Raw genomic sequence first — 19874 nt, forward strand, 5'->3', positions numbered from 1 at the left:
GGCCATATCGTACCACCGCATATGGTCATGCAATCTTCTGCATGTTTAGCTTGAATGACTGCAATTCATAGTATATTTTTCTATTATATAAATATATGTTTACTTTGATATATAATGAGTATCATCATTATCATATTTTCTGTTTAGACAGTTTGTACTTCAGCCACTATGATCTTGAATGTCAGAGCCTTGCCTGCAAGCGGATGGTTAAGATCAAATGTTACTTCATCTTCTGTCAGATCAGCGATTTTTGCAGGGATTGTCTGTCCATGAGGAGACTGAACCCAGAATGTCTTACCAATTTCCAGTTCCATGTCAGAACTTACAAGGTCCCTTGACACTGTATCCTTTAGTGCTTCATTGTATTCACCATAAGCGTCTTTAGCTTCGATCCTGAATTCTTTCTCATCTCCGGCTTCAAGGCCTCTCACTGCATCATCAAAGCCCTTTATAACATTGCCTTCACCGACTGTGAATTCCAAAGGCTGGCCATGTGTCTCTGAAGCATCAAAAACAGAACCATCATCAAGCAAACCTACATATTCGATCTTTACAGTATCTCCTTCTTTAATTGCCATGTTTATCAACTCTTGGTTTTAACTTCTGGAGCAACGGAGGGCTTTGACATTACTTAGGTGTTTTGGTAAATTATGAAAATAGATCCAGATGAAATTTGCAGTAACTGCAATGCTATTTATACAGGAATCATCTAGTCTTCAATAAAACATATGGAACCAAACATGGCAGTAAAAACCGGCAATTCAGATATATCTAAAGAAATGGAGTACTATCAGACAGATGAAAAATCCACATCATTTGATAAAGCACAAAAACAAATAGTCCTCCTCATAGCTATACTATCAGGTTTTATTACGCCTTTTGACGGTTCTGCGGTTAATATCGCTTTACCTACCATGGGTGCAGAATTCCATATGGATGCGATCTCACTTTCATGGGTCGCTACCGCCTATCTTCTTTCTTCAGCGGTGTTCCTTGTTCCATTTGGAAAACTTGCCGATATATATGGGAGAAAAAGGGTTTTTCTTTACGGTATCACAATATTCAGTCTTGCATCCCTTATAATGACCATTGTACCTACAGAAGGAATGCTCATTGGTGTCCGTGTTATACAGGGTTTAGGAAGTGCCATGATATTCGGAACAGGAGTTGCCATAGTTACTTCGGTATTTCCTCCAGGTGAGAGAGGGACAGCTCTTGGTATCTATATCACAGCAGTTTATGTTGGTCTTTCTGTAGGCCCGTTCCTTGGTGGAATAATGACTCAGCATCTGGGATGGAGAAGCATTTTCCTTGTCAATGTACCAATAGGAGCAATAGCAATATTCCTTATACTCTGGAAACTCAAAGGCGAATGGGCTGAATGTCGTGGAGAAAAATTTGATCTTAAAGGGTCTGTAATTTATGGTTCTGCCATAGTTATATTGATGTATGGTTTCTCTGTTCTCCCGGAAATAAAAGGTGCTGCCTTACTGGCTCTTGGGCTTCTCGGTGTTGCTTTCTTCGCTCTTTATGAAATGCGGATTTCCACACCGGTGTTTGATATCAGGCTTCTTACAAGAAATCGTGTTTTTGCACTTTCTAACATGTCCGCACTTATCAATTACAGTGCAACCTATGCAGTGGCATTTCTTTTGAGCCTTGACCTGCAGTACACTAAAGGATTCACACCGGGACATGCTGGAATGATACTGATTGCACAACCAGTAATACAGGCAATAATCTCCCCGATAGCCGGAAGACTTTCTGACCGCGTAGAACCCCGATTGATAGCATCAACCGGAATGGGACTTACTGCAACCGGATTGTTCTTACTAACATTTGTTACCGAAACAACTTCGCTCTGGTACATAATTGCAACACTCATGTTACTCGGTGTCGGATTTGGCTTCTTCTCTTCCCCAAATACCAATGTCATCATGAGTTCGGTGGATAAAAGGTTCTATGGTGTAGCATCTGGAATGAACGGAACCATGAGACTGCTTGGGCAGATGCTCTCTATGGGAATAGCAATGATGATATTCTCCGTTGTTATAGGACCTGTGGCAATAACCTCTGAGTATTATCCTCAGTTTGTTACAAGTATGCACTATGCCTTTACCCTGTTCACCGTATCCTGCATAATAGGAATATTTGCGTCTCTTGCAAGAGGAAATAGCCATTCGACCAAAAGTTGAACTTCAACCAAAAAATCTCAAAAATTCACGTGGTTATTCGCTTATATAATACCGGGAGAGTCTCAGGAAGTGAGCTTGCATCATCGATTATTGTGTATTCTGAATCGGAAAAAATATTATCAAGATACTTACCCGGATCAGGATCAACTGTTATGCAGAAAAAGTTAATTCCTCTGGCATTGCCTTCCTGAATTGCAATTCTTGTATCTTCTTCAGCAACACTCTCTTTGTATGCACATTCTCCCCATGAAATGTCAAAGGGTTCGCCATCTGATAGCAGTATTATCATCTTAGTTTTGGCATCTATTTTTTCAAGTTTCCTGATAGAATGACGGATTGCCGGTCCGAGTCTTGTATTTGATACAGGTTCAAGCACACTGATCCTGCGTGCAATAGTATCTGATAATTCTTCATTAAAATCTTTTATGACAAAATATTCAACATCATTCCTGTCCTTTCCGGAAAAAGCGTAAATAGCATAGTTGTCGCCAATGCTTTCAAGAGCCTGAGTCATGATGATAAGAGAATCTTTTTCAACATCCAGTATGCTTTTTTCCTCAAAATTTATCATTTTATGAGTGGAATAACTGACATCTACAAGGAAAAGTGTTGCAACATCCCTCTCATGCTTATCCCACCTCGTATAGAGTCTGTCATCAGGATTTACACCGCATTTTTTCTGGATAAGAGAATCTATAAAGGCATCAATATCAATCTCAGTTCCATCGGTTTGCCCTTTTATTTTGCGGAATGTTTCCGGCTTCATCCTGTTGAATGTCTGTTTAATAAGAGCTATTTCGTTCCTGTATTGTTCTGATGCCTCGTCATAGTAATCATTGGACATACCAAAAGGTTCAACCTCATTAACTACACACCAGTCCACTTTGTAGTCACAGATAACAGCATCCCACTCATCATATCTGTAACTGCCAAGTATGTTCCAGTTCTTTTTCTCAGCATACGTTGGCTGACGTTTGATTTTTTCATTCCGTGATGGCTCATTTTCTTCTGTGATCTCTACTTTGCATTCTGGAATAAATTGCTTGATGATATTCTCATGTGAGCCGGTTGAAAGTGAATCTTTACTGTTATAGGCTCCAATGCTCACACCACGGTAATCGAGGTTTTTCAGCAACTCATACTCTTTCTGGCTTAATGGACCTTCATGTTCATCAAGCATTTTGTATATTCTGAAAGTCGCATTAAGAGAATCAAGTACAGATGATTCTTCCCTGAAAATACTCTCATGAAGAATTGGTTTTATCTGATCCAGAAGAAGTTTTGTCCCGTTGTCATGATCATAAACAGGATCATGACCGATGGAAATCCACAAAAGTGATTCAATGAAGCGTTCAACTTTATTTTCAGGAATGAGCCTTGTAAGAAGCATTTGATGCCTTATCCTCTCAAGGTCTTTCCTGACTCCACTGTATAGCTCCATTATCCTGTATTCGACTCTGGCATCTTCCAGAATTCCAAGTATTGTTCCTGCCAACGATTGATTAGGAAATAGAGCTATAACATCGAAAATGTTAATTATGCCTTCAGCTTGCATTCCTGGCATAGGTAATCTTTTTTTCATGACAGAGTATCTTTTTCTGATATCTGCCATCAGTTCTACTGCTCCATCATGTTCAAGTTCGTTGGAACTGAAACGGATATGGCCAACTTCATGCATGATGCTTAACTTGTAGATCTTGTAGTTATCCTCAAAATCACCATATTTCTTGATAAGGGGTGCAAGGTAGATAGTATTGCCTGAAATCACAGGATTTATAGACTCGGAATAATCATCAGTTTCCAGTGTTCTTCGGGATCTAATATTGAAGTTAATTCCTGACAATCCAAGAGCATAATATCTGAGCACGTTGATGATTTCACTGAGTGCTACAGAACCTTTGAGACTTTCAACAATTTCTCTTGATTCTTCAGATTTCAGGGAGAAATACAGCCTTCCTTGTGCTTTATCCGTTTCAAAGACAGCAATGCCTTTAAATGCCCATTCTTCCAGTTCACTGACGTTTAAATCCTTTAATAGAGGTGCTGAGAATGAAAAATAATCAATTGCCAGGTCTTTCTCCTGTTCAAATATCTTTAAGCCGGTTCCTGCCCATTTTCTAATTCCTTCAGGATTAGTATAATCTGCTGCTGCAGGAAGATTTTCAAGGAAAAGTCCTGCTATCATCCAGTCTTTATCAAGAAGAATTTGAGCTGTTTTGAGAATTTCAGTATTGTGTGGAAAACTGCTCTTTTTCAAAACACTTAGCAAATTATGATGGTAATTTCTTCCGGGAAATCTGGATTCTATTAGCTGGAGCAGCTCTTCTTTAGTGATAGTTTCATGCACAGTGCTTTCGCTTGACAAATGTTTTCACTCCAGAAATTCTCAGTCAGCTTGCCAACTTACTTTATTCAAGTTGTTGCTAATTTTTTGTTGCTAATTCTTTATATCTACTATGGACGTGTTTTATAATCTGAAACGTCATCATGTTAAATATTGTGATAAAAAGAGCTATTATAGCTCACTTTTTGGTGTCTCATGGTGAAAATATATATAATTTAAATGCTAAGAGGACGCCTGATGGCTGAAAGCGATAACGATCACAGAACAAGGGTATACACCTTACAGAATGAAACCATCGAAGTATTGTACAACGCCCAGAAAGAAACAAAAGTGACTGTCAGGGAGATTAATTCCCATCTTGGCAATCTTATTCCTTCTACAAGCCGCCAGTCCCTGTACCTGTTTCCTTTCACTGATTCTGTAAATCTCAATATTCCTATTAAAGCCATCAAGGAAATTTTCCTGAATCAGATTATTCAGATTGAAAGTAACAATTGTCTTAAGATTTCCATTGACTATGACAGTGTTCTGGAATTTATCAATAATATGGAAACCTATGATGCTTTTAAGATAGCGGAACACGTCAAAAATGAGTATATCCTGAACGATGAACATATTTTAAAGAGGATAAAAAGTGATTGCAGACGTCTTATTCCTATAGAAGCGTTAGCTTCTACAGAAACACTGGAAAAAAGAAATGGAATGGCTATCAAACTTAAAGCATTAAAAAACCCGGAACAATCACTCAATTGTCTTGAAAGTCTTGGGAAGCTGATTGATATTTCTCTCAATTGCACTCCTCCCTCTAAAGCAAGAGGAATTAAGATCGAGCCGGGACAATCTCATATCGATGAGAATATGAGACTCTATTATTTTAAAAATGGAAATATCCGGCTTATATTCGATGAAGCGGAGAATACTGAAAAAGTGATTGATGCACTTGAGTTGATACATTAAGTATATCGTTTCTGGTTCCCTCAGGAGCGCCTTTTCCATAGGATGCGTTTGTCTGCCACAGTCCATCCTTTACGCTATTTTTATAAGTTAAGGTTTGGTTAGTGAAGTAAAAGTAATATCATATACCATTTTGTGTAACATAATTATTCATGTAAATGAACATCCAAAAAAAGAAAGATGATATGACAAAACCAAGTAATATTTCTAAATAAATTATCCAATCTTGAATCTCATATTTTGTTTTATTCAGCATATCCTTAAATGACTCACAAAAATCATCATTTAGAGCAACTTGCAAAACAAATGAAACCATCACAAACAATAAACCTAAGGCCATAGCACCAATTAAATCATGTTCGGGGAATGTTAATGTTCCATTTATTATAAAGAAAAAAATCAGCATCATTGAAAAGATATATGAAATTACTTTTCTGGTTATATTTAAAAATTTGTTATGTTTTATGAATATATTAGCTGAAAATAAGAGTATTGCTAAAGTTACAAACATAAAAACCAGCATTCCTAATATGTTTTTAGCAGATTGAAGATAGGGTATTTCCTCATTTACTGTTAATGTCGAGAAACCTGCAAAAATAAAACCCGTTACAATTAATAGAGTTTCTAACAATTGTTTTTGATTATCTTGTTTTTCTTTTTCATTTTGACACGATCCTTTTTTTGTTGGTATTAGGCGTTGTCCGGGCATACTTTTATTATTGCTTTTACAAAATTTTAAGCTTTTCCATCTGTTCTTAATCGGCGCAAACTTTATTCATAATTCAAGATACTCTATAATAAGAGTAACACATAATCAATAGTCTACGCCTTCGTAACCTCCCAAAAAACAGCGCTGATTATGTATGCAAGGCTGACAATGCCTAAATTATCCCAATTATCGGTGTAATATAGGATAAGGACAATTATTGCATATGTTATAATTTCTGATAGTAATTTTTTTAAATTCATGGCCACACCCGAATTTAATTTAGGTGTTTTAGTAAGCTTTTAACTATTTAAAAATTGCTATTTTGTTATTCTATACAAAACACGCATCTAATATAAGGTGGCGTTTCTGTGATTAATTTCATCATTAGCAGTAGCTATAGCTGTGGATTCATTAGGATGTGGTGTTTGTGTCATTTTTGAAAAACATAACTCCACTCTTCTTTCTATTCATTCTTGGTGACACAGTAACCACAATTGTTGCCATCAACACTGGAATCGGTTATGAAGGATAAAGAGCTTACTAAATCTAATGATACACAAAGCAAGCTGATTAATACGTTAATGAGTGATCCTTCTATACGTGACCTTATGAAAAAGAAGGAATGATTTTTGCATATAGTAGAGAGGATAATCCCTATCATAAATTAATATATTCAGTTTTGTTATAATAGGTTCAAGAAAACTTCAATTATTCCATTTTAAGAGGATAATAACAATTACCTTTCTCAAGACCTTCAGGACAGATGTAAGGATCCATTTATAACCACTCCATCAAGTCCCATTCGACCAGCTACATCAATGGCCTCTGAAGGATAGTGTACTATTGGCTTACCTTTTTGATTGAATGAAGTATTAATAAGAGCTGGTATGCCATCTTCCTCCCATAACTCTGACAAAAGACGATATATCCATTGATTATCCATGTCCTTTGACCTGACAATCTGTGCTCTTAGCAGATCATTTCCATGGATTATTCCCTCGAAATCTTTTTTGAAATCTTCAACAATCTCATAAGCTCCCAGCATGAAATGGGAAAGTTCACTTTTTAGGGCCATATCCTCCAGGACTTCCTTTGCTGCGGTATCACAAAGTATAGGTGCCACGGGCCTGTACCATTCTCTTCCCTTAATCTGTTCACTCAAACGTTCTTTTATTTCTCTGGAATTAGCCAATCCTATGAGACTCCGATGACCAAGTGCTCGAGGACCCGCCTCAGCTGACCCATTGCATACTCCAAGCACTTTTCCATCAAATATCATTTTCTTAATATCATCATTGTCATCTTGATGTTCTCTTCTTTGTTCGATACCGAAGCGATTAAGAAAAGGACTGTTTATTTCCAGTTTCCCATGGTCTAGATATTCCATCCAGGCAGCAGCTCCCAGTGCCAGTCCGGAATCACTTGTTACAGGTGGTATAATAATCCGCTTGAAACGACCAGATGTCTCCAGACAACGATTAGTGGGTATGTTCAAAGCCGCACCACCGCTGTAGTACAGGTTTTCTGCCCCTGTTGTTTCCTGAAATCTTAAAATGACTTCAACAATCTTCTCTTGAAAATCCTTTTGTAGAGAAGCACATAGATTCATAAAAAATGGAGATTTGTTATTATAGGCTGTAAAATTGGTGTTCCACCTTATATTCAACAAATCTAGCATACTGGTTTCATTCCCCTGATAATCCAAGAACCAATTATTGGTCTTCAACCACTCTGATATCTCCGGGTATGTCTTTCCCAGCCCGCAATATCCCATCAGTTTTCCAGGGAGAGAAAGATGCTGCCATTCCTCCTGATGAAGAATAGCCATAGCCAGTGGATTAACATTGAAATTATTAACCTGATTTTTCAATAGATTCCAGGAGGCATCCAGTAGTTTCGGGCAGTTACCATCCCAATACCAGAAAGAACATGCTGATCGTGATGCACCTCCATCAATGTGTACTAAAAGACTATTTGGCAAAAATTCACCTGCAAATGGAAGTATTGATGCAATGTGAGCAAACTCATGGCAGATAATTTTGGCATTTGTCTCTTTTTGTTTTCCAGCTGTATCATACCATTTCACTTCAGCTGGAAAGAGAATACTTTCAACATCCATCTGTGAATCAGGCTCAATTCTTAGCCTTCCGTCAAGAGATATGAAAGAACTTCCTGAAAATGAATTGGTATTAACAAAACGTATTTCTTCATCGCAAGGCAGATATTTGTCAAGTAGTTCGTGTATATAGACTGGAAGTCTGTTGTCATGTTTGAGATGTGTATATCTTTCCAGCTGAATGGTCGTCAGGACTTTTCCATCTTTCATCAGAGCAATCCCATGATCATGAGTATACATTGGATGAGGTCCAGTGCCAACGTCCTGAATTCCAAAAATGCCCACTGTTATCATACAACCACCTTATACATCTGCCCGTCCCACCAGAGAGCATATGCATTCTCCTGCTTAACTAATACCACTCCGTCAAGTGGTTTGATCCATTTCCCATTGAACTGCTCACCACAGTAATGTGCAATAAAAGGCATGAGAATTGAATCGTGGGATATGCAGATACCGTCTCCTGTACCTTCTTCAAGGAATTTTATGAGACCTTTTAAAAGAATCACACTTCCTTCCCCGGAAGACCTAATTCCAGGAAAAGACTGACCTTTGATCATTTCCCTCACTACTGCTTCTGGCCCATAATCGAAGAAAGCATTAATTGCCTGATCACCGTCAAAAACAAAAGGTCCGGGTTCCCCTAGCAATTTCGAAATTGAATGAAGTATTCTCTTTCCATATCCATCACCTATCGAATCGTTTGTCTGTGTACATCTGAGAAGTGGACTGGTCTTACACCATTCTATAGGTAATGATGTTAGGACTCTTCCTAATTCGAAAGCTTTCTCTTTTCCTTCCAAAGTAATATGAACATCACTTCCTAATGTTCCCGGAAGTATGTTTTCCCTGTCAGAGTGCCTTATCAAAATCAACTTTTTTTGATTCATGTCTTGCACTTTGTCCAATGATTTCAGGAAAGATTCAGGTAGATTTTCCATCTCAAATCCTCCTTTTGATAAGATCTTCCAGAGAGTTATTTTCATCTGAGATATTTTGTTCCTGAATTTGAACCGATGCTATTTTATGGACAATTTCGCCTCTTTCATCAATAATAAGGAAAATACCATTCTTATCCATCACCCGAGCATGACCATTATAGAAAGGCTCTACCATATCATAACGTTCGGAATATACGGCCTCTCCTTTCATATTTATATGAGTCCAGCCATGCATATCCTTTGCTCGTGCGAATCCTTTATGAAAAACATCGAGATCAACAAATGAGTTCTCATGGACTTTTGTCCCATCTTTGAATATATGATGTGCCTGCCCAGTATGCTCAAAAACAACAGCTATTCCGTATCTATAATCGCCTGCATATATGAACCTCGACTGATATGCAGGTTCACCGGAAGGTAAAATGTGATAATAGGCTCCGTTCCTGTCTCTCACTGTGCAGACCCCATCCTGGAAGTTTCCTACCCATTCAAATCTATTATTATAGACAGGATTTCCTTCAAGGTTAATATGATACCATCCACTAACATCAGTCACAGCAGCAAGACTTTCATAAAAACCGTATGCTCGAAGAAATCTCTTGCCAAACAGATCGTTTCCTTTGATATCGATATAAAAACATCCAGTGTCATCTTGTACCGGTGCAATCCCTGGATCATGGAAACTCTGGACAGCGTTGAATCTCTTATTATACAATGGATTCCCATCTTTTAGATGGTGTGTGGCATCAAAGGAGATATGGGTTCTGTTATATCCCATTAATTTCCACTCCCTTCAACTGGCCTTCTCATATTACAATTTCTGCAAACACCGTCCTTACCAGCATGCCTGATAAAAGACTGATACTTATCTGATTGCCAGAGTTCCATAAATGGTGTATCTTTCACATTACCGAAATATCCGAATCCTTTTCGAAGCTCATCCGGTGCACAGCACACATTAAAAGTCCCATCCCATGCAATCCATGCTTCTTTCCCCGCAAACGGACATTCATAGTGTTCAGGCAACAGGTTGTCGACGCTGTCTATAGGAATTTTAGACACGTTGGCCAGCTCAATTCTGTCTTTGCCGATAGCTACGAGTTCATCTACCGTCCTGTTCCACTCAATACGGTCATGTACATTTCCAGTCAGAGATTCTTCTTCCAGTTCTGGCCAGGTTATCCATAAATGATGTCCTTTGAACCTGTCAATCCGATGATCGATAGCGAGCTGAAGAAGAGATTTCAAATCCCTTATATTCTTCTTCATGAAAGTTACTTGGAAGGTAATTGTCGGCCAATTGGTTCCTTTATCGCGCAGTTCATCGCGTATCCTTATCAATGTCCTTATGTTTTCAAGGGTTGTTTCATGGTCAATCCCCTTCATTATGCTTTCATTTATAGTATTAGATGAACCATTTATCGATACCTTTATGTCACTGGCCAGAGGTAGTATCTGATTCCCCCATTGCTCATCTCCACGACCAGGAAATGTTCCATTGGTTGTCAGATTGATTTTAAGTCCATGTTCATTTGCCAATTCCAGTAATTTGTCAAAATGTCTGTACAGAAGAGGCTCTCCCATTGTGCTTGGGATTATCTCTTTAAGACCATGAGGGGCGGCGTTTGCAACAACTTCTGAGATAATGTCTGGTTTCATTACACGGTTGCTAGTCTTTTTTTCCTTCCTGTACTCACTGTGCTCCTCACACATGATACAATGGATATTACAGGAATCAGGGTTCGTATCAAAAGTGATTCTCCAGGGTCCTTCTTCCATTTCAAAGCACCTCCCTGTACAATTCCTGAACAAAAGCAGCATCATCCTGAATGGACCTTACCTTTGTACTGCTCACATTAAGGCCGTTCAGGATTGTTGGCTCATCTTCTATCCTTTTCATGATACTTTTTAACGCATCTTTGTTACCTGTATCGAATGTAAAGCCGTCAATTCCATTTTCAACAAGTTCAGCCATTCCGCCGATATCAGACGTTATCACAGGGATGCTGGCCATGAATGCTTCCTGAATCACCAGTGGTGAATTCTCGTACCAGATCGAAGGAACTACAAGAACATCAATTCTCTCAAGAACCTTATTAATTTCCCAGTTGTCAAAAGAACCATCGAAGAAGATATTTTTGTCTACATATTTTTCAAGGAATACCTTTTGTCCACCTACCGAACCAAATATATGAAGTTCGCTTCTTTCAAGTTCCCCGAAGGCTTCAAGCAGAATTTTGATACCTTTTACGGGTATTACTCTGCCCATGAATCCAAAAGATATCTTAGAGTCATTTTCATAGTTCTTCTTTTTAGGAAGAATGATGCTCTTGTTGAAACCATATTTTGAGAAGACAAGTTTTTTATCATCTACCCCGTTATTTTTGTAGAAATCCAAAAGGAAATGAGATGGTGATAGCAGAAGGTCTATTTGTGATATTACATCGTCCATATGCTTCCGGTATACTTTTACATCTTCAATGTCCCATTTATCCTTGAACGTGCGCTTTACGCAGTCAAGACAGTTCTCATCAGAGGGACCTGGACATATCTGCAGATCAGGCTTAATCAATTGTCCACGATAGCATTTCAACCAGAAATCATGCAAAGTGTAAATCACAGAACAACCTTTTTTCCTTGCAATCTCTGGTAGATTGGTGGAAAGATGAGATAGATGGCCAATATGCACAACATCTGGATCTATCTCTTCCAGAAATGCTTCAAAAACTGCATCAATCTTTGGATCAAGGTATTTGTCGGTCAGAGTGTAATCTCTCTGGGGTTTATTGACCCTGCGAACTTTCAAACCATGGTAATCTTCATCATAGTACGTATACGAATCTTCATACGGATTTTCTATCCTTGTAAAGACATATACCTCATTGTTCTTAGTAAGTTCCTGACAGAGATTATATGTATATACTTCTGAGCCAGCCATGTAAAATGGTGGGAATCCGTGAATGACCATCAATATCCTCAAAGCAAGAACACCTCCCTGAAACGGTCAACGGTCATTGGAATACCGTTTTCCGGTTTGACCCTGGCCTTGAAGTTTATTTTGCTGATAGCTTTGGAAGGTTCACCAACGAACCTATCAACATCATAGTTTCGGCAGTCCTTTTTAACAAGCTGTACATCCTGTCCAAGATGATCAGATATTATCCTGGCCACTTCCTGCAAAGTAGTGCCTTTCCCTGTCAGCAGATGGAAGTCATCATGCACGGGACAGCCATTTCCAAGATAATCAATTGCCCTGAAGATACCTTCCACTGTATCATCGATATGCGTAAAATCAATCAGCTGATTTCCACCATGGATCTCCAATGGCTGACCTTTTAGAGCCCTCAAGATAAATCTGGGCAACACCCTGTCCAGTATATCTTTTTCGTTACCGTAGACATTGGAGAACCTGAGGATCACCGAAGAATTGCCTGTACGAACTGACCATTCTCTGACCGCTTGTTCTCCTGCGAGTTTTGTTTCACCGTAAATATTAATGGGCATCTTTGGAGCATTTTCCTTAACAGGAGTAGATGCAGGTTCGCCATATACCTCCCTGCTGCTTCCAAATATAAACCATGGATTTTGCCCTGTTTCTTCGAGGCATTCAAGAAGATTCTGCGTGCCATCCACATTCACTTCTTTGCATCTTTGTGGGTTCTTCTCTCCCCAAACAACTCTGGAAACTGCTGCAAGATGAATTACACCACTAAAACTGTACTTTTCAAAGAAGCATTTCAGACCAGTTTTATTTCTGGTATCAATATTGACGTTCTTCACTGAACCATTTAAATGACTGAGATTATCCAGATCATTTCTGTAATCCAGACAGTGAACATCTTTTCCTTCTCTGATTGCTCTTTCAATAACATTTGAGCCTATAAAACCGGCCCCACCGGTTACCAGTATTCTTTCTTCTTTTGTCATTGTTAAAACCCCTCTTTTTGAAGGGAAGAAGAATCCATATTATAACGGTTAGTTCCACTCATAGCTACGCTCCCTTTCCAGACACTTGTCTACATCGACCAGCTCAGTCAATTCCATACATTCCAGCTCTTCAAAAGCAACAGAAGAACGCTGATTATCATTGCTCAAAAGAATATTCCCATCTGCACCAATTATTAGATAGGAGTTCAGCATATCATCAGCAGATTCAAAGGTTGGAGTTGCACCATTATTTAGCACCAATCCTCCGTTTATTCTTCTGAATGCTTCGAACTCTTCGGTTGTGAGGATCAAATCCAACGCATCATCATTCTGGCCTTTCATATAAAGTATCTGGAACACCTTCCATCTGTCAGGACGCAGTGATGATATGAACGTTTTCATATCCTCCAGATAATTCAATTTGGTAACTGTGGTATTGATCTTTAGCTTCATACCATATTTGCGAATAAGTTCACAAACTCTCTGAACGTGCTCAACATGGCAACCATTTCCTCTTCCAAGTTCCTTCTCTATATTTTCATCTGTAGAATCTACCGAGATACCTATCCAATCGACATAACTACTCAGTTCTCTGATATTATTCTCATTGAGCAAGGACGCATTTGTAACAACACTGACAGTAAATTCCATGTCTTTTGCCATTTTCAAAAGATACATCAGATTTTTGTATAGTAACGGCTCACCACCAGCAAAGTTGATTTTTTCGATTCCTTTATTCTTTAAAGTTTCAAGTATATGCCTGGTCTTTTCGATGTCCTTGAACTCCCCGATCATATTCTTGTAGAAACAGAATCTGCAGTTGTAATTGCAGTTCATAGTGACATGCCAGTTTGCAGACCTGATACTTGTAGCAGGTGTGAGTGTTTTTCCTGTAATCGTTGCATAAGGAATAGAAGAATGACGAATTATTCCATAATCATTCAAATGGACAATGTCCAGATCATTCCTACAGTCCTGTATGCAAAGATCTGTGTTTGCCTGTTTTGTTCCGTCGATATCGTTGAAGCCTATAAGTTCAGCTTCACCAGAAAAATGTACTATATTTTCCCTTTTCATTGTTCTTATCTCCATGTGAAAGGGAAAAAATGCCATAAACAGACAAATTAATTCCTAGTTTTTGTCCTGTTGCGTTGATAAAACGTTTATATATAGTACAAACTAAGGAGAAAAACGCAAATTCAGAACAGCTATTGCAAAATTGTCTTTTAATCATGTTCCCTTCCAATTTGAGCTTGCACCTACATCCACCTTCAGATTATATCTGAAAGGACGAACATTGACTTCGCACATGTGAACTAATTCACATGGGTGGCGTATTTGCAAACTTATCAATGACCTTTCAATATTTATAAGTTTATATGAGATTTTTTGGATTTTGCTGGATGAGCAATATTTAGCATATCGACTATAATTGTCAATTTCGCCATTCACTCCACAGTAGAATCCGAAAGATAAACTTTCAATGTCAGCAGCAAGACACCTTCCTGTTTTGCTATCTCATGTAAGTTCTTAGTAAAACCAGATTTGCTGATGAGTGCAAAATGCTCTTTTCTTTCTGGGAGCCATTTCACATGAGCTGCTTTCTCCTTCAGACTGAAATAGACATCTGCATTAATCTTCTGCTTTTGCCATTTGCACTCACAGAAAAGGATGTCCTTTGTTTCCGGGTCTAGGGTCACAAGATCGACCTCATAATCGTTTTTTCCTTTTGGCATATTAGGTATCTTTCCCCATTGTCTTCCAATAGACTTGAACTTGAATGGAAGTCTGTCATGCAGATTCAAGTCCATGAGCATTTCTTTGCTGACCTGTTCAAATGTCTCCCCAAGATAACAATCATAACTTTTTTTCAGGTCTTCAATAGCATGTGAACTGTCGCCTGCTTCGATGGAATCTTTATGTACCAGCACATACCTGAACCAGAAACGCAGGAAAGGGTCATCTATAACATAATTCGTCTTACGAGTAGATGTTTTTTCTGCGACAGGATGTTCTTTTCTTAAGAATCCAAGTTTCATCAGGGTATCTACATAATAGGATAGATCCTTTGTTTCCATGAAAGCACCAGCAGCAATCTCTCCTGCTCTTGATGCACCCTTGGATATGGAATAAAGTATGTTCATATAAGTGGCAGGTTCTCTCAACTCTTCACGCAGCAGGAATTCACCTTCTGCATAGAGTACAGCTTCTTTGGAGAAAATAGACTGTTCAAGGTTCTCATAAAAGCCTTTATCAGGATCAAAGAACCTGAGATAAAAAGGTATGCCTCCTGTTGCTCCGTATATTTGCATCAATTCGTCCGGCTTATATCCCGGGAAAAAACCGGACATGTGACGGAAACTTAAAGGCATGACCTGTATCTGTCCTGTTCTCCTGCCATAAAGCGGACTTGAATAGGAAAGGGTTGTTTTTTCCATCATGGAAATGGAAGAACCGCAGAGAATCAGATGGAAAGATCCTCCTTTGAGTATCTCATCAACAATGAGCTGGAATACAGATGGTATGGATTCATCAGCCTGTGCAAGGTAAGAGAACTCATCGATAACAATAACAAGTTTCTGGTCTTCTTTCCATTGTTTGCTTATGTATTCGAACACTCCGTCAAATGTTTCAGCAGCAGGTTCTATGTCATTAAACAGGCTTGAAGCTCTTTTTCTGAATCTAAGTGCATTGGATAGTGTTCCTCGCATATCTGCCAGAAAGAAAATATGAGGCTTATCCTTCATGAACTGCTGGATCAGCTCTGTTTTCCCAACCCGCCTGCGTCCATAGATGACGGTAAATGAAAAGTCTCCGGAGTTGTACTCTCTGTTAAGAGACTCTAACTCTTGAACACGATTAATAAAATTACTAAACATAATAATTATGATTTTGTTTCGTATTATTTATAGATTGTGGGATATAGCATTTTGATGGATTATATCAAAAATTATCATACGCTCTTCCTTCGAAAAGGCATTTCAATCCTCAAAATCCCTACTTTCATATATTTACTCCGCCAACATCGAATTCGATAATAGAATAATCTGGCATGATTTCAAGGAAAGTGAATCTTTGTCCAACGGGTCAATATCTACAAAATTCATCATCTAGAGAGCAGTAACAACGTACAAATTAACGTAAAAATTCCAGCTTAACTCTGGGTTGAAACTTTATAAAAACCTCATTACTAGCCCATCAAAAAGTATAACATTTTTATTCTATGATTCAGTACGCAACAGAAATAGATATTATCAAATAAGACTCATTATTTAAGGATTAAATTTCTCAAAAATGCAAAAAAGCGCTATAAAATTAGGACTATGCAATATATTTTGGTAGCCCGGCACGGATTCGAACCGAAGTTGCGGGATCCAGAGTCCTGCATGATTGACCACTACACTACCGGGCTACGGTGAATGCATCTCCTTAATTGTAAAGCTTGTATATTAAGCTATCGGAGGATGATTATTCCAGACCTTCCGGATTCTCATTCAGAACAGCCGTCCACCACCATCTGGCCATATCGACAAGGTCCTTGCTGAACTGCCCAGATAAGCGATATTCATGATTTTTGTGAGTAATGAGACCGGCACCTAGTAATTTATTGCGCATGGCATAGAATGAAGCACGTCCTATATCGAGTTCCTGAAGAAGACCTTCCCACTCACTTGTCTTAATAGGATTACCTGCTTTTTGACGATCTTCAACCATCATAAGAAACTTCTGGCCGCGAATGGCAGTCGCCTCTTCCTGAAAGAGTCGTCTCATTAAGTTGTAATACGGGTCTCTGGAATGAGTAATACGGGAATTGGAATCCGAACGTATGACTATCGTAGTAGATGTACGCGGTGCGTTTTTTACTATAGACATTGTGATCAGGGTATGTTAAGCGTGGTTTACTAGTTTAACAGCCTGAAGACGATGGTTTTGCTTCCAGAGCAGATCTTATCAAATCCTCATATTCTTCTTTTAAAGAATATACTATAGGAGTCTTGTAAGATTCTTTGTGAGATCTGAGCACACCCAGCTTGGAGTAGATATAGCCCACCATGGATGCCACTGCACTGCGTGAAATATCATACTTCTCTGTGATATTTGCATGCAATTCATCTACTGTTGTCTCTTTTACTTTTAAGAAAATTGATAATATATGACTGCGCAGGCCATTTACGTCTAATTCAACGAACTTTTGTAACCTTCGTTTTATTTTTGCGCGAATTGAGTCCATAACTTCACCTCATATATAGCACAAATTTTTATATGCAGCTCAAACTATATATATGTTTTTAAAGTATTATAATATGAAGCCAATAATAAGTACTTAGAAGTAAAGGACTAATATTATAAGTGCATTATTCCAACTCTCAATTTTTCCGGTGACGATATGAATATAAAATACGATATGGAAAGTAACGTTATGCAGATCGATGATATTGATCTGTATCCCGAAAACCTTGACCATAACTTCATAGGAATCTGCAATTCCTGCAATTCAGATGTCATCAGTCTTAGCTACCATGCCCATGACAATGGAATGGTAGTTGCAGGTAAATGTACTGCATGCGATTTACTATATGCAATATTCTATGATACTGAATGGAATTGGCAGGGAGAAGAACCTATTGAACAATTTTTCGACATCAATAGCAGTAACAATATTAAGTTTCTTGACAATATTGATCGAAAAAAGCTTGAAACTGTTTTCACTCCAGCTGAAACAACTGCAATGTATGCAAAAGCAAGTGGTGAAAATTATGTCAGACAATATCTATACCGTGCCAGGAAAAAATACGATGATTTCTATGAATTATTTGGAATACAGATTAACATATGAAAATACACAACTGTTGTAAAAATTTCACATATAACGCTACATTCAAAAAATAAATAGCTGTTCTATTATAATATTCTTTAGTTGGTAAAAATAATACAATAAGTAATGCCATTAAATAGTAGTATTTTTATAATTATATTTGTTGCTTGCAAGTGATACCAGTTGCAACTGGAGAATGTGCTGGAAAATCTATCTAAAATAAATTGAATATTTTTAGAGATTTTTATAGGATTTATTAAGTTTTTAACAGTTATTTCAAAATAAATAGAGAATTGCATCGTTTAAAATGCAAATTAAGCACTTATACAAAACTCAGCATTAACAAATATGGTAAAAATGTTTGCATATTTAAAAAATAACTAAATAGGGTATTCGTTGAACTTTCATCCATCTTTTTTACTATTAGTCATATCCTCACAATATATCATTAGCTAAAATATAAATAATATTAATCTCTTTAGCTATTATGTGTTTGGCTTATATCAGTGCGGATTTTTTGGACTAATAGGCCCCAAACGACAATAACCCCTAACAATCTCCCTATTAGTCCATTCTATTCTTATTAAAAAATTATCACTATGTGCTGCAGGCCAAAAGCAAGATCATATAACACTTCTGCCGCTTGTATGTATGAATTCAGCTCAGACTAATAGGGTCATCAGCATTTCACCTCAAGTATGTTCTCATTTTGACTTTATTAGCCATACCTCCACAAATCATGCGAAAACTTCAAAGTATCTCCAAAAAAGCAAGATGTAACTATTTTTAGTTACGTCTATTCTATTCTTTACTGTCTAATACATGTAACTATATTTTGTTACTCATATAATTTAAAATTGCAATAAAAAACTTAATACATTAACATATCTTTATAAAATTATACTTAATTAATTGTTGATTTCGTACCAATACGAACAAAAACGCTATTTTCGGGTATTTTGTGAACAAAAACCAGAGATTATAATTATTATGGCGCTGAAATATAATTGCTAGTAATAAAACCGTGTAGTTTATAACAAAATTAAATAAGTGTGGTGAGATTTGAGTATACTACATACAAAATCTAATAAAGTAGTGTTATCTTCTCTTATTTCATATAACTGTTGCTAACTATACATTAAATTTTGCTATGTTCAATACCCGCAAAACTGATTTTATTATGCTATTTTTATTTAATAGTTTTCGGCATGTTTACTCTAGGGTCACAGCATCGAAAGTATCAATCTAAAATCTGCGCCGATTTTCTGAACAAGGTTAAAAAATGAGCCTTACTTTATAGATTAAATTCTAAAGTTTTAGCTATGATCTCAGGTAGTTTCAATAAAAAATCCATATTCTTATAGTCTATAGGATTGAAAATTAAATTTTCCAAAAATTACCAAAAAGGGTATGTTTTTCTGAAATTGCTCGTTCCATAGTATATAGGAATACAATAACTCTGACTTCCAACCCTAAGATGATCTATACAAAAGTATCATGAAAAATCAGAGTAAATATTGTGCTTACTTTATTCATATAGTCTTTATAATATGGGAGTTAATGATGCGTTAGAAATAAAAATAATCAAAAACGACAGCAGGATACTAAATAGAATCATACTGAGAGTATTTTTGCATGTTGACCTAACTAATTGTAATACAATTTTAAAAACCTCTCTTTTTAGAATGAAAGTTCAAACAAATTGGTCAACTTTGGGTACATTATAATTTATTTGATGCTGCATGCAACATTATAAAATAAAAATAAAGATATTTAATTTTTACACAATTATAATTTAATAAATTTTTAAATTGGTATTTATTTAAGCCTGTTTTTATATAATATTTTTCTTTATTTTTAGTCTATACGTGT

Annotated in this window: 16 protein-coding genes and 1 tRNA gene; 3 read left to right on the forward strand and 14 right to left on the reverse strand. The window is 37.3% G+C overall.

Features of this window, described 5'->3' with window-relative positions:
- Window positions 1-143: 143 nt before the first annotated feature.
- Window positions 144-578 (reverse strand): FKBP-type peptidyl-prolyl cis-trans isomerase, encoded by a 435-nt coding sequence (locus FKV42_RS06935; RefSeq protein WP_154809520.1) that lies wholly within the window; start codon window positions 576-578, stop codon window positions 144-146.
- A 201-nt stretch (window positions 579-779) separates the two neighbouring features.
- On the opposite strand from FKV42_RS06935, the gene FKV42_RS06940 reads away from it, so the two are divergent.
- Window positions 780-2195: an MFS transporter gene (locus FKV42_RS06940; protein ID WP_196214080.1), complete on the forward strand. Its 1416-nt coding sequence runs from the start codon at window positions 780-782 to the stop codon at window positions 2193-2195.
- Between the two features lie 25 nt (window positions 2196-2220).
- Here the strand turns inward: FKV42_RS06940 and FKV42_RS06945 are convergent, their stop codons facing one another.
- Window positions 2221-4560, reverse strand: a complete 2340-nt coding sequence (locus FKV42_RS06945; RefSeq protein WP_154809522.1) for a nitric oxide reductase activation protein NorD — start codon at window positions 4558-4560, stop codon at window positions 2221-2223.
- 216 nt (window positions 4561-4776) lie between these two features.
- Here FKV42_RS06945 and FKV42_RS06950 point away from each other — a divergent pair, with 216 nt between their 5' ends.
- Window positions 4777-5496 (forward strand): hypothetical protein, encoded by a 720-nt coding sequence (locus FKV42_RS06950; protein ID WP_154809523.1) that lies wholly within the window; start codon window positions 4777-4779, stop codon window positions 5494-5496.
- Between the two features lie 118 nt (window positions 5497-5614).
- Here FKV42_RS06950 and FKV42_RS06955 read toward each other — a convergent pair whose 3' ends face one another.
- The 12 genes from FKV42_RS06955 to FKV42_RS07010 form a co-directional block, all read right to left on the reverse strand.
- Window positions 5615-6202 carry a hypothetical protein gene (locus tag FKV42_RS06955; protein ID WP_154809524.1) on the reverse strand — a complete coding sequence of 196 codons (588 nt, stop codon included), beginning with the start codon at window positions 6200-6202 and terminating at the stop codon, window positions 5615-5617.
- Window positions 6203-6956: 754 nt separating this feature from the next.
- Complete coding sequence (locus FKV42_RS06960; protein ID WP_154809525.1) at window positions 6957-8612, reverse strand: carbamoyltransferase C-terminal domain-containing protein; 1656 nt, start codon at window positions 8610-8612, stop codon at window positions 6957-6959.
- The gene (locus FKV42_RS06965) at window positions 8609-9259 is read right to left on the reverse strand and encodes a phosphoglycerate mutase family protein (RefSeq protein ID WP_196214076.1); all 651 of its coding nucleotides are present in this window, start codon (window positions 9257-9259) and stop codon (window positions 8609-8611) included. Before FKV42_RS06965 ends, FKV42_RS06960 begins: the two co-directional genes overlap by 4 nt.
- Window position 9260: 1 nt before the next feature.
- Window positions 9261-10037, reverse strand: a complete 777-nt coding sequence (locus tag FKV42_RS06970) for a WG repeat-containing protein (RefSeq protein ID WP_154809527.1) — start codon at window positions 10035-10037, stop codon at window positions 9261-9263.
- Window positions 10037-11038: a radical SAM protein gene (locus tag FKV42_RS06975; RefSeq protein WP_196214077.1), complete on the reverse strand. Its 1002-nt coding sequence runs from the start codon at window positions 11036-11038 to the stop codon at window positions 10037-10039. Before FKV42_RS06975 ends, FKV42_RS06970 begins: the two co-directional genes overlap by 1 nt.
- A gap of 1 nt (window position 11039) precedes the next feature.
- Window positions 11040-12239, reverse strand: coding sequence for a glycosyltransferase family 4 protein (locus tag FKV42_RS06980; protein WP_196214078.1), 1200 nt, complete (start codon window positions 12237-12239; stop codon window positions 11040-11042).
- Window positions 12236-13186 (reverse strand): NAD-dependent epimerase/dehydratase family protein, encoded by a 951-nt coding sequence (locus FKV42_RS06985; protein WP_154809530.1) that lies wholly within the window; start codon window positions 13184-13186, stop codon window positions 12236-12238. The genes FKV42_RS06980 and FKV42_RS06985 overlap by 4 nt, the downstream gene beginning before the upstream one ends.
- Before the next feature lie 48 nt (window positions 13187-13234).
- Window positions 13235-14263, reverse strand: a complete 1029-nt coding sequence (locus FKV42_RS06990; RefSeq protein ID WP_196214079.1) for a viperin family antiviral radical SAM protein — start codon at window positions 14261-14263, stop codon at window positions 13235-13237.
- 371 nt (window positions 14264-14634) lie between these two features.
- Window positions 14635-16065, reverse strand: a complete 1431-nt coding sequence (locus FKV42_RS06995; RefSeq protein WP_154809532.1) for an ATP-binding protein — start codon at window positions 16063-16065, stop codon at window positions 14635-14637.
- Between the two features lie 457 nt (window positions 16066-16522).
- Window positions 16523-16598: transfer RNA gene (locus tag FKV42_RS07000), tRNA-Gln, on the reverse strand.
- 56 nt (window positions 16599-16654) lie between these two features.
- Window positions 16655-17059: a hypothetical protein gene (locus tag FKV42_RS07005; RefSeq protein ID WP_154809533.1), complete on the reverse strand. Its 405-nt coding sequence runs from the start codon at window positions 17057-17059 to the stop codon at window positions 16655-16657.
- 34 nt (window positions 17060-17093) lie between these two features.
- Window positions 17094-17417, reverse strand: a complete 324-nt coding sequence (locus FKV42_RS07010) for a DUF2551 domain-containing protein (protein WP_154809534.1) — start codon at window positions 17415-17417, stop codon at window positions 17094-17096.
- A gap of 156 nt (window positions 17418-17573) precedes the next feature.
- Between FKV42_RS07010 and FKV42_RS07015 the strand changes: the two genes are divergently transcribed.
- Complete coding sequence (locus tag FKV42_RS07015; protein WP_154809535.1) at window positions 17574-18023, forward strand: hypothetical protein; 450 nt, start codon at window positions 17574-17576, stop codon at window positions 18021-18023.
- Window positions 18024-19874: the final 1851 nt, after the last annotated feature.

It is taken from the genome of Methanolobus vulcani, assembly GCF_006546655.1.
GTDB classification, from domain to species: Archaea; Halobacteriota; Methanosarcinia; order Methanosarcinales; family Methanosarcinaceae; genus Methanolobus; species Methanolobus vulcani_A.

Bases quoted from the DNA above. Each gene is read 5' to 3' on its own strand.
- FKV42_RS06965 (WP_196214076.1), bottom strand. From the start codon at position 9,259: ATGGAAAATCTACCTGAATCTTTCCTGAAATCATTGGACAAAGTGCAA.
- FKV42_RS06995 (WP_154809532.1), bottom strand. From the start codon at position 16,065: ATGTTTAGTAATTTTATTAATCGTGTTCAAGAGTTAGAGTCTCTTAAC.
- FKV42_RS06990 (WP_196214079.1), bottom strand. From the start codon at position 14,263: ATGAAAAGGGAAAATATAGTACATTTTTCTGGTGAAGCTGAACTTATA.
- FKV42_RS06950 (WP_154809523.1), top strand. From the start codon at position 4,777: ATGGCTGAAAGCGATAACGATCACAGAACAAGGGTATACACCTTACAG.
- FKV42_RS06985 (WP_154809530.1), bottom strand. From the start codon at position 13,186: ATGACAAAAGAAGAAAGAATACTGGTAACCGGTGGGGCCGGTTTTATA.
- FKV42_RS06970 (WP_154809527.1), bottom strand. From the start codon at position 10,037: ATGGGATATAACAGAACCCATATCTCCTTTGATGCCACACACCATCTA.
- FKV42_RS06940 (WP_196214080.1), top strand. From the start codon at position 780: ATGGAGTACTATCAGACAGATGAAAAATCCACATCATTTGATAAAGCA.
- FKV42_RS07010 (WP_154809534.1), bottom strand. From the start codon at position 17,417: ATGGACTCAATTCGCGCAAAAATAAAACGAAGGTTACAAAAGTTCGTT.
- FKV42_RS06975 (WP_196214077.1), bottom strand. From the start codon at position 11,038: ATGGAAGAAGGACCCTGGAGAATCACTTTTGATACGAACCCTGATTCC.
- FKV42_RS06935 (WP_154809520.1), bottom strand. From the start codon at position 578: ATGGCAATTAAAGAAGGAGATACTGTAAAGATCGAATATGTAGGTTTG.
- FKV42_RS06955 (WP_154809524.1), bottom strand. From the start codon at position 6,202: ATGCCCGGACAACGCCTAATACCAACAAAAAAAGGATCGTGTCAAAAT.
- FKV42_RS06960 (WP_154809525.1), bottom strand. From the start codon at position 8,612: ATGATAACAGTGGGCATTTTTGGAATTCAGGACGTTGGCACTGGACCT.
- FKV42_RS07005 (WP_154809533.1), bottom strand. From the start codon at position 17,059: ATGTCTATAGTAAAAAACGCACCGCGTACATCTACTACGATAGTCATA.
- FKV42_RS07015 (WP_154809535.1), top strand. From the start codon at position 17,574: ATGAATATAAAATACGATATGGAAAGTAACGTTATGCAGATCGATGAT.